General features: G+C 35.4%; 9 protein-coding genes. All 9 read left to right on the top strand.

Translation table 11 applies throughout. The features are described from left to right. Nucleotides 1-49: 49 nt before the first annotated feature. Nucleotides 50-1939 (top strand): glutamine synthetase, encoded by a 1890-nt coding sequence (locus tag RBQ61_RS17030; protein WP_308138404.1) that lies wholly within the window; start codon nucleotides 50-52, stop codon nucleotides 1937-1939. A gap of 344 nt (nucleotides 1940-2283) precedes the next feature. After that, entirely contained in the window at nucleotides 2284-3780 is a 1497-nt protein-coding gene (gene nhaC, locus RBQ61_RS17025; protein ID WP_308138403.1) for a Na+/H+ antiporter NhaC, read from the top strand. 160 nt (nucleotides 3781-3940) lie between these two features. After that, the gene (locus tag RBQ61_RS17020) at nucleotides 3941-6037 is read left to right on the top strand and encodes a sensor domain-containing diguanylate cyclase (protein ID WP_308138402.1); all 2097 of its coding nucleotides are present in this window, start codon (nucleotides 3941-3943) and stop codon (nucleotides 6035-6037) included. A gap of 136 nt (nucleotides 6038-6173) precedes the next feature. After that, a complete protein-coding gene (pstC, locus tag RBQ61_RS17015) occupies nucleotides 6174-7073 on the top strand; it encodes a phosphate ABC transporter permease subunit PstC (protein ID WP_374049889.1) in 900 nt (299 codons plus the stop codon). Between the two features lie 8 nt (nucleotides 7074-7081). Continuing rightward, nucleotides 7082-7960, top strand: a complete 879-nt coding sequence (gene pstA / locus RBQ61_RS17010; protein ID WP_213924832.1) for a phosphate ABC transporter permease PstA — start codon at nucleotides 7082-7084, stop codon at nucleotides 7958-7960. Continuing rightward, entirely contained in the window at nucleotides 7950-8708 is a 759-nt protein-coding gene (gene pstB / locus RBQ61_RS17005) for a phosphate ABC transporter ATP-binding protein PstB (protein WP_308138401.1), read from the top strand. The genes pstA and pstB overlap by 11 nt, the downstream gene beginning before the upstream one ends. 11 nt (nucleotides 8709-8719) lie before the next feature. Beyond that, nucleotides 8720-9367 carry a phosphate signaling complex protein PhoU gene (gene phoU, locus RBQ61_RS17000; RefSeq protein WP_308138400.1) on the top strand — a complete coding sequence of 216 codons (648 nt, stop codon included), beginning with the start codon at nucleotides 8720-8722 and terminating at the stop codon, nucleotides 9365-9367. A gap of 9 nt (nucleotides 9368-9376) precedes the next feature. Continuing rightward, nucleotides 9377-10072 carry a response regulator transcription factor gene (locus RBQ61_RS16995; RefSeq protein WP_308138399.1) on the top strand — a complete coding sequence of 232 codons (696 nt, stop codon included), beginning with the start codon at nucleotides 9377-9379 and terminating at the stop codon, nucleotides 10070-10072. Further along, nucleotides 10069-11790 carry an ATP-binding protein gene (locus RBQ61_RS16990; protein ID WP_308138398.1) on the top strand — a complete coding sequence of 574 codons (1722 nt, stop codon included), beginning with the start codon at nucleotides 10069-10071 and terminating at the stop codon, nucleotides 11788-11790. Before RBQ61_RS16995 ends, RBQ61_RS16990 begins: the two co-directional genes overlap by 4 nt. Nucleotides 11791-11804: the final 14 nt, after the last annotated feature.

Genomic DNA, 11804 nt, shown 5'->3' with positions numbered 1-11804 from the left:
TTTCGTGTGCTAAAATACCTTATAAAAAACAAGGAGGAAATATATTTTTATGATTTATATAATTAAGCCCGAAAATCATGAAATACCGGAACTCACAAAAGTACTTGAAGAGCATCCGGAAATACAGTTTGTGTCGTTTATGGGCGTTGATATAGGCGGCAACGGAACAGATGAGAAAATACCTGTTAAGCTTTTCATAAAAGATATGAAGGAAATGCTGAAATTTGGAATTCAGACAGACGGATCAAGCGTTGAGCTTCAGGGTATCGCAGATTTAAATGATGCAAGAGTTGACATACTGCCTGACTTGGACTGTAACTGGTTTGTTGATTACAATTATGAACATTACAATGATGAAAACGGGCTTCCGGTAGGGACTTTAAAGATTCCTTCTTTTATAATACACGGCGGAAAACAGGTTTGCTCCAGATCAATTTTGAAAAGAGCAACAAATTATTTTAAAACTCAAATATTGGAAGTATTAAAGAAAAATTCAAGAATTCCCGAAAGTTTTGGATTTGAATATGAAGATATCGAAGATGTGCTTTTGACGTCAGCCACTGAGCTTGAAATGTGGGTTAAGACGCCTGAGCAAAGCGCTGATTTTGAAGAGCTTCATACATCACAGGTGCTGAAAGAACAATACTGGAAAAGAACCATGGGCACTGTGAGGACAGTGATTGAAAAAATAATGGAAATGCTTGAGCGCTACGATTTAAAACCTGAAATGGCTCATAAAGAAGTGGGTGGAATTCCAAACAGGATTGATGCAAAGGGAAGAATTACCCATGTTATGGAGCAGCTGGAAATAGATTGGAGATTTTCGGAATCTCTGCAGACTGCTGACAATGAAATATTTATAAGAGAGTTGATTGAAGATCAATTCAGACACCATGGTTTAGAAGTTTTGTTTAAGGCAAAACCCATAGAAGGCGTTGCCGGAAACGGGGAGCATACGCACCTTGGTGTTGCGGTTAAGCTAAAGAGCGGGAAAAGAATAAACCTGTTTGCACCGAAGGATATCAGAAAAGATTATCTGAGCGAAATAGGCTACGGTTCATTAATGGGTGTATTGAAAAATTATGAAGTAATCAATCCTATAGTAACTGCTACAAATGATGCTTTTAACAGGTTGAAACCTGGATTTGAAGCGCCTGTGTGCATAGTAACCTCATTAGGCGGAACTAAAGAGCAACCGTCAAGAAACAGATCCGTACTCGTTGGTGTCATAAGAGATATAAACAATCCTGGAGCTATAAGATTTGAACTGCGTTCGCCGAATCCATATACCAATACGTATCTTGTAATTGCTGCAGCTTATCAAGCTATGCTGGACGGAATAATTAAAGTTACAGATGCAGGATTAAGCTGCGAAGAACTGGAAAAAGAAATTTCCAAAAAATACGGAGAAGATGCGGTATACCTCGAAAAATTCAGAGAGTATAGGAGCGAAAAAGACGTATTTGAAAAGTACACAGAAGAAGAACGCAACAAGCTTTATGGAACTGCTCCTGCTACAGTATGGGAGAATTTAAGCGGTTTTAAATCAAACAGTCTCAAAGAGCAGGTATTGAAATCAGGAGATGTATTTACAGATGAGTTAATTAATTCATTTAAAGAGTCTACTCTCCAGAAGTGGAAAAATGAGCTTAGAGGTAGAATAATTCACGATAATATAATGCTCTTAAAAACATTTGTAAAGCTTCATAACGAACACGACCATGCAACTGACCTTGATGTTGTAAACTGGGAAAGAATAGTTTATTTAAAAACAAAGCTTATGAAGGATAGTATGTCGAAAAAGTGTATTTTTACTAAGATAAAGAATGCATTGAACGAGGGCGATTATGATTCCTCTTCAGATCTTCAGAAACAAATGAATGAAAAAATGACTGAAATACGAGCCTTATATATAGAGTATAAAAATAACATTTTTTAATAAATATTAATTTTTGGAAACCAGAGCCTCCAGCCCTGGTTTTTTCTTGTAATAATTTGTATTATACATTGAAAAATTATAAAATTAGCTAATAAGTAACAATTAGTTAACAAATTTCTGTTTACAAATGCCTGTTCATGTGCTACTATTATAATGCAGGAAATCGAATTCACGCATAAAAATTGTATGTTGTGAAAGCGTTTTATGCAAAAAGGTGTGTATTGTAGAGAGTATAAGGTTAGTAATGGGTTTTTTTAGGGTTTGTCTTAGATTTGTGGGGTTATCATTTATCATCCTTATATTAATACATGCTGCACACAAACAAATAATATTGGAGGATAACTATGAGTAAAGTTCCAAAACAAAAGAAGGAAGCGACTTTAGGAATTTCTATCATACCGGTAGTCATAACAGTGGCACTAATTGGGGTGGGCATCTTTAAGTATGGCGCAGACGTTCATATTCCGCTTGTAATGGGCTCTGCTATAGCAACGCTGATAGCAGTATATGGACTTGGTTTTACTTGGAAAGAGATTGAAGAAGGCATTGTTAATTCAATAAGTGGAACAATGCAGGCAATTTTAATACTTGCAATAATAGGTGTTCTTATCGGTACGTGGATAGGAGGAGGTATTGTACCTACAATGATTTATTACGGGCTGCAGATATTGTCTCCGACGTTTTTCCTGGCGGCATCAGTATTGCTCTGCAGTGTTGTTTCTCTGGCTACAGGAAGCTCGTGGACAACAGCCGGAACGGTTGGTGTTGCTCTTATAGGTGTTGCGCAAGGACTTGGTATTTCAGTCCCTTTAGCAGCGGGTGCGATAATATCCGGAGCATATTTTGGCGATAAAATTTCGCCGTTATCCGATACTACGAATCTTGCCCCTGGAATGGCAGGTGCTGAGCTATTTGACCACATTAAGCATATGCTTTACACAACATCGGTATCATACGCAATAACTTTAGTAATTTTTATATTTATAGGACTTCAGTACAGAGGTGCAGTTCTTGATACAACTGAAATCAACGGTATACTGAATGCAATATCTGAAGTATACATCATTAATCCGCTGTTGCTGCTTGTTCCTGTTATAGTTATTGTTCTTGTTGCTATGAGGGTTCCGGCACTTCCTGGACTTATAATCGGATGTGTTTTGGGTGCAATCTGTACTGCGTTCCAAGGCGGAGACTTAGGTTACATTTTAGATATAGCAGGCTATGGAACAGTTTCTGAAACAGGCCATGCTGTTGTTGACGAACTTTTGACAAACGGCGGTATGCAGAACATGATGTGGACTATTTCGTTAATTATGTGTGCGCTGACATTCGGTGGAATACTAGAAAAATCAGGCATGATGGCTGCAATAGCAAACAAGCTGCTGCTTCTTGCAAAAAGTACCGGTTCACTGGTTCTTGTTACTGCAATTACGTGTTTGTTTGTAAACTTCCTTTGCGGGGACCAGTACTTAGCTATAGCTCTTCCTGGTAAAATGTATAGAAATACTTATAGGGAAAGAGGGTTGTCTCCGAGAAACCTATCTCGTATACTTGAAGATTCAGGTACGGTTACATCGGCTCTTATTCCGTGGAATACATGCGGCGCAACAATGTCAACATTCCTTGGCGTGCCTACGATAAGTTATATTCCATACGCATTCTTTAATATTTTAAGTCCGATTATATCAGTTACATTTGCATTCTTGGGAATTACAATAATGACATTGGAAGAAGATCCTACTTCTGAGCAATATGTAAAACCTATGAAGTATAAAAAATCACCTAGAGAGCTTGAAGAGTATGTACAAAGCTATCAAAATACTCATGGAATGAATGCATAATAAAAAGCAATTAATAGCCCTGCAGTAAATCTTCAGGGCTGTTTTTTTCTTATAAATTTTTGATTAGTAATATCGTTTCGTTTGACATTATGATAAAATCATTATATCATATATATACATATAAATACATATTGCTCATTGATGTGCTAGGAGTGGAAGTATGAACTTTCGGCGAAAGTATGAAGATGAACTGAATAAACTCAAAGAAAATGAGAATAATATTGACTTTTTTCGCAACCTTTTATCTGCAAGACATAATAATTATTTCATGAAGGAAATAATTGAAGGGTTGCTTAAATTTTCGAAAGAACATAATCTTAATAGTGTAAATGCATGGGCTTATTATTTTTTAGGCTGGTATAATTTTGACAAATCCAATTATAATAAGTCTACAGAATGTTTTTTGACTTCATATGATGTATTTGAAAGGATAAAAAATAAAGACGGTTTGATATATGCTTGCAATGGGCTGACAAACGTTTACTGTCAAATTGGTCAATTTAAACTTGCAAATGAATGGGGACTTAAAGGTATTTCACTTTGTGAAGAAATGGATAACAAGGACGCACTGGTGATACTTCTTATAAACACAGGCATAAATTACATTGAGATGAAATATTTCGAAAAAGGCAGGGAAATTTTTCACAGTCTTGAGATAATGGATTATGAATTGAGCAGCACTCACCAAATTTCGTGTAATCTAGCCATGGCCGAGATAGAAATCAATATCGGAGAATCAAGCAAGGCCCTTTCATATATAGAAAAATCTCTGAAAATAGAGAGCGATATTAAATTAATTACTGATATGTGCGAAATATATAAGTTAACGGCAATGGCATACGTGAAACTTAATTTATATGATATGGCAGAAAAGTCATTCAAGAAATCATATGATTTCGCTGTAGATAATAATTTTGTTTATGAAAAATACAGCTCAATGGTTGAATGGTCAAAGCTGAATGTACTGGTGGGAAGGAAGCAGAAGGCGATATATCTTTTGAACGAGGTAATAGAAATATGCCGTTCTAAGGAACTTAATGTACTTCTGAGAGAATCCTACAATATTCTTTACGGAATATACAAGGAATCCGGAATGTTGGATAAAGCATTGGAATGCTTGGAGAATTATATATTGGTTGATGATAAGATGTACGATTATGAACAGAATCAGTTAATGGCAAAAATGAATTTTAAACATACCAAGAGAGAAGCAGATCAGTATAAATCACTTTATGGAAAGACAGAACTTTTGTCTACAATAGGCCAAAAGATAATTTCTAATTTAAATATTAAATCAATAGTTGACATAATTAATGAAGAAATAAATAAGTTGCTTGAGGCTGACTACTTTGGCATAGTTGTATATGATAATGAAAAGGATAAAGCTACATATTATTTTGCTGGCGAAGGATTTGAAATTAAGGAAGTTGTGAGCTACAAGGAATCTGCATATAATTTTTTTGGATATTATTGTGTAAAAAATAAGAAAGATATTATAATAGGAAATTTAGATAAAGAGTACAATCAGTATATTAATAATGAACCTATAGATGTTGGAAAAACATATGAAAACGGGAAGTCGTATATGAATTCTCTCATATATACACCAATGATTATTAACGATAAAGTTGTAGGCGTGATGACTGCTCAAAGCAAGGAACATAACGCGTATGACAGAAATGATTTGCACACGCTTAAAATACTCGCAAATTATTCCGCAATAGCTATAGAGAATGCTATTTCATATAAAAAAATAGAAGACTTAGCTACCTATGACAATCTGACCAGTTTTTTATCTAAATTTGAGATTATAAGGCTTGGTGAAATTATTTTTGATAAATATAAAGATAGCAATTTAGGTTTCAGTGTAACAATGATTGACATAGATAATTTCAAATCAGTAAATGATACGTATGGACATGTTGTGGGTGATAGTGTTCTTGCTATGGTTGCGAGAGTTATTTCCAGCTGTATTAGAAATACAGATTATATAGGGAGGTACGGCGGAGATGAGTTTCTTCTCATATGTCCCGGGCTGGGAGAGCCTGAAGCAGTTGATGTAGCAGAACGAATAAGGTATGCGGTTGAAAACAAGGTATTTGAATTGGGAAAAGGCATAGTTGTTTCGGTAACCATCAGTTTGGGAGTTCATGAATATAAAGAGAAAGATTTATCTTTTATAGATGTTTTGAATTTAGCAGATAAAAATTTATACTGCGCTAAAGGAAACAATAGAAATTTAGTTGTTTGCTGTTAAATTAAATATAAAAAGTACAAAAAATATGTAAAGTTTATATAAAATTTTACATATTTTTTACATTGCAGAGCATGTTTTTTTACTTTTGAAGATTATATTATGGACAGTATAAATGAATTAAAGGAGAAAGAAATAAATGCATAAAAATGAACCATCAGTGACAATGGCATCATATAGAATTAAAGAAAACTTAATGCAGGCAGTATTCTTTTTGTCTGCACTGGTTTCGGTTATTGCGGTAATAGCCATCTGTCTTTTCCTTTTACTAAGAGGAATACCTGCGATAGCTGAGATAGGATTTGTGGACTTTATATTAAATGAAAAGTGGGGTCCTACAAATACTCCGGCTTCTTACGGTATACTATCAATGATTGTCGGCAGTTTATATGTTACGGCAGGAGCAATAGTTATAGGCGTACCGATAGGCCTGATGTGCGCGGTTTTCATGGCTGAATTTTGTCCGCCGAAGGTTTATAAAATAGTAAAGCCTGCAGTTAACCTGCTGGCAGGGATACCATCAATAATATATGGATTTTTCGGAATGCAGATTGTTGTACCATACGTCAGAGAATACTTTGGAGGAAACGGATTCAGCATAATGTCCTCTTCAATTATTTTGGGCATAATGATACTCCCTACAATAATATCAATAAGTGAATCTTCCATAAAGGCTGTTCCTTATAGTTATAAGGAGGGGGCATTGGGACTTGGTGCTACAAAGGAAGAAACTGTCTTTAAGGTTGTGGTTCCGGCAGCAAAATCAGGGATACTAACATCCATAATTCTGGGAATAGGAAGGGCTGTCGGAGAAACTATGGCGGTTGTAATGGTTGCAGGAAATGCAGTTATGCCATTAGATAAAATCGAATTATTAAAACCAATAAGAACTCTTACAACAAACATAGTTACTGAAATGAGTTATGCTTCAGGTCTCCACGAATCTTCACTGATAGCTACAGGTGTTGTGCTGTTCGTATTTATAATAATTCTAAACACGGCACTGGCCCTTATAAAATCAAAATCTGTTAGAAATTAGGTGGGACTATGAAAGAAAAAATTAAAGCTGAGAAATATCTAAAGAAAAGAAAAATAGCATCAATGATTATGAAAGCAATGGTTTGGTTTTGTGGAATTCTGACTGTAGGAATATTAATTTATATACTTTTATTTATTCTTCTGAGAGGGATTCCAAATATTACTATGGAATTTTTATTCGGAGAATATAATTCCGAATCGCTTTCTGCATTTTCGTCAATAGTAACAACAATGGAAATGATTATCATATCGCTGGTGATTGCTGTTCCCATGGGAGTTTTCTGCGCAATATATCTTACGGAATATTCAAAAAGAGGAAACAAGGTGGTCAAGGTTATCAGGGTTGCAGTAGATACACTTGCCGGTATTCCATCAATAGTCTATGGTTTGTTTGGCATGATTTTATTTGTAAATCTGCTTGGATTCAGAGCATCTGTTCTGTCTGGAATATGCACTGTATCTATAATGATACTCCCTGTCATAATAAGTTCATCGGAGGAAGCTATTAAATCTGTTCCGGATACGTACAGAGAAGGAAGTCTCGGATTAGGAGCATCAAGGCTTAGAACAGTATTCAAAATTGTATTGCCTGCTGCGATGCCCGGAATATTATCCGGTGTAATATTGGCAATAGGGCGTATTGTCGGAGAAACTGCGGCGCTGATTTTTACGAGCGGTACGAATATATTCAAAAATCCTACATTTGATTTATTTGCATCCCAGCGAACTCTTTCAATTCACATGTATATGCTTGCAAGTGATGGGCTTCCGCATTCTAAAGATATGGCTTTTGCAACTGGAGCAATTCTAATATTGATAGTGTTTATGGTTAATTACGCAACGACAAAACTTGCGGGAAAAATAGGGAGGATGAGTAATGGCAAGTAAAAGCAAGATTAAAATAGAAAATGTAGATTTATACTACGGAGATTTTCATGCTCTTAAAAATATAAATATGCAAGTTCTTGAAAATGAAATAACTGCGTTTATAGGTCCTTCGGGATGCGGTAAATCAACTCTTTTAAAATCATTAAACAGAATGAATGATTTAATTGAAGGAGTTAAAATTACAGGAAAAATGAGCTTGGATGGTGTAGATATTTATAAGAGCATGGATCCGACTATACTAAGGAAGAGAGTCGGTATGGTTTTTCAAAAGCCTAATCCTTTTCCAATGAGCATTTATGAAAATGTAGCATATGGACCTAAAACACATGGGGTAAAGTCAAAGTCGAAGCTTGATGATATAGTTGAAGAAAGCCTTCGTTCGGCTGCAATGTGGGATGAGGTTAAGGACAGATTAAAGAAAAATGCATTGGGCCTTTCCGGAGGGCAGCAGCAAAGGCTGTGCATTGCCAGGGCTTTTTCGGTAAATCCTGAGGTTATTTTGCTTGATGAACCTACTTCGGCCTTGGATCCGATTTCGACAATGAAAATAGAAGATTTATTAGTTGATATTAAGAAAAATTATACTATAATTATAGTAACACATAATATGCAACAGGCAACCAGAATATCGGATAAGACGGGATTTTTTCTGCATGGTGAGGTTGTCGAGTTTGATAAAACGGAAAAACTGTTTTCTATGCCTAAAAACAAAAAAACAGAAGATTATATAACAGGAAGATTTGGCTAAAGGAGGTTAATATGAGAAACAGATTTGATGCAGAACTTGAAAAACTAAATCTTGAGCTTATAAAAATGGGAAGTCTTATTGAAACTTCTATTGAAGCAAGCGCAAAAGCGCTTATGCACCAAGATTTAGAGCAGATAAAAAAAGTAAAAGAACTAGAAGTAGAAATAGATGAAATGGAAAAGACTATTGAGAGCCATTGTTTAAAATTGCTGCTTCAACAGCAGCCGGTGGCATCTGATTTAAGAATCATAGGTACAGCTTTAAAAATGATAACAGATATGGAAAGAATCGGAGACAATGCGGAAGACATAGCTGAAATATCCGGATTCATGGTAAATCAGAAGTTTATAAAAGACCTCGTTCACATTCCGCAGATGGCTGATGCAACCATAGGAATGGTAAAAAAAAGTGTCGATGCATTTGTAGGCAAGGATAAAGAGCTGGCACTTGAAGTTTGCAGGGAAGATGATAAAGTAGATGAATTGTTCCGAATTATTAAGAAGGAACTAATTGAAAAGATTCAGGAAAAAGAAGAAAATGGAGAACAGGCTCTTGATCTTCTGATGATAGCGAAATATTTCGAAAGAATTGGGGACCATGCAGAAAATATTGCCGAATGGGTTATATTTTCAATAACAGGCGAACACAAGACAAGATAGGAGAGTAATATGAGGCTTGTATATTGCGTCGAAGATGACGCGGGAATAAGAGAATTAATTACACTGGCTTTAAAAACGGCAGATTTTGAGATAATAGGCTTTGAAGAAGCGGGAAGCTTTTATGCCCAAATGAAAAAAAAGACTCCTGATTTAATATTGCTCGACCTTATGCTGCCTAAAACAGATGGTATGACTATATTGAATGACTTGAAAAAAGACGCAAATTACAGTCATATTCCTGTTATAATAATTACGGCTAAATCTATGGAGCTTGATAAGGTAAAAGGGTTGGAGTCAGGAGCTGACGACTTTATAACAAAGCCTTTTGGAATTCTTGAGCTTTTAGCGCGCGTCAAAGCCGTCTTAAGACGCTCGGGAAAAAAAGATAATGAAGACTTAGTATCGGAATACAATGGGCTTGTCTTAGATTATAACAAGCGGACACTAAGCTACAACGATAATCCCATAACTCTGACATACAAAGAGTTTGAACTTCTTCATTATCTAATGCTCAACAGAGGAATTGTTTTGTCAAGAGATAGGATTCTTCAGGAAGTCTGGGGATATGATTATGAAGGCGAGACAAGAACTGTGGATATGCATGTTAAAACAATAAGGCAGAAGCTTGATGTTGCAGGATGCAGTAATTTTATAATTACGGTGAGAGGCGTAGGATATAAATTTGAGGAGACGGTTACCGAATGAAAAAACGACTGTTTCTAATTATAATGCTTCTATCTATCTCAGCTTCAGCAATGGCTTTTGTTTTTACAACTTTGATTCACCATGAATTTTATGTAAAAGATGCTGAAAACCAACTTAAAACAATAGTTAAACTATCCTCTGACAGTGCAAAGTGGAAAGATGAAGGCTCAATAAGAAAATCGGCAGCGGAAATATTAAGCGCTTCAGAATATAACATAAGGTTTACACTAATTAACAAACAGGGCACGGTGATATATGACAGCTGGGCAGAAGAGGATACGTTGGAGAACCACGTAGACAGACCTGAAATTAAGAAGGCATTTGCAGATGGATACGGAGAATATACAAGGTACTCGGATACCATATCTTCAGATATGTATTATTATGCCGTAAAAATAAATGATGAAACAGTATTGAGAGTATCAAGGGAAATTGACAGTATTAATGCAGCATTTGTTGGTGTAATGCCGATGCTTGTGATTTTATTCGTTGTGTTTGCTGTTATAAATTACGCTGCTGCAAGTGTATTTACAAGGAAAATTTTAAGTCCTGTTGATGAGATGGCATGGTCTCTTGATGATATGCTGGACGGAAGTGAAGGCAGCAGCTTGGAAATATATGATGAGTTTGAACCTCTGGCCCGCAAGATTCATGAGCAGAAAATGAAAATAAATCAATATATAGATGAGTTGAAGTATGAAAGAGATACAATAAACATCATTACCGAAAACATGAAGGAAGGCTTTCTGCTTTTAAATAAGGATAAGCAGATTCTTTCAATCAATACAAGCGGTAAACACATGATTAACAATGAAAAGTTTGATTTGAGCAAAAACAGAAATGTTATAGAACTTACAAGAAATGCAGAAATTCTAGATAAAATTGAAATTTCAATAAATGAAAATAAACATATAGTATATGATGTTGATACGGAAAGAAAACATTTCAGATATTATTTCAGCCCTGTAAAGGAGCAGAACAGTCTATCGGTTGACGGACTGCTGATATTAATTGAAGATGTAACAACTCAGAAAGATGCAGAAAAAATGAGAAGCGAATTTTCTGCTAATGTTTCTCATGAATTAAAGACACCTCTTACGACTATGATTGGGTTTGCGGAAATGATTAAAGAGGGGCTTATTACTGATTCTGAAAGTATAAAAAAATACTGCGGTATGATAAATAAAGAAGGTATGAGACTTATATCCGTTATCGAAGACATTATGAGACTTTCAAAAATTGAAGAAAAAATTAATGCGGATGTAAATAATGACATAAATTTAAAGGAAACTGCCCAAGACGTTATATCTCTCCTTAAATCAAAAGCAGATAGCTTAAATATTGGTATTAAGCTCCAGGCTCAGAACCTATCAATGAAGGCCAATGAAAATTATGTAAGTGAGCTTATGTATAACTTAATTGACAACAGTATAAAATATAATAAAAAGGGCGGTAATGTTTCTGTCTATATTGAGAGAGATGGCAAACATATAGTAATAAGAGTTGCTGACACGGGAGTAGGCATAGACGAAGAGCATCAGGGCAGAATATTTGAAAGGTTTTACAGGGTTGATAAAAGCCGATCAAAGGAAACCGGCGGTACAGGATTGGGACTATCTATTGTAAAACATATCGCTGAAATATATGATGGAGAAATTGAACTGAAAAGCAAAGAGAATGAGGGAACAGAGATAATAATCAAATTTCCTACAGTATAGACTCTTGAAGAATA

The organism is Sedimentibacter sp. MB35-C1 (genome assembly GCF_030913635.1).
Classification (GTDB): domain Bacteria; phylum Bacillota; class Clostridia; order Tissierellales; family Sedimentibacteraceae; genus Sedimentibacter.
This window is presented reverse-complemented; position numbering and strand designations above follow the sequence as displayed.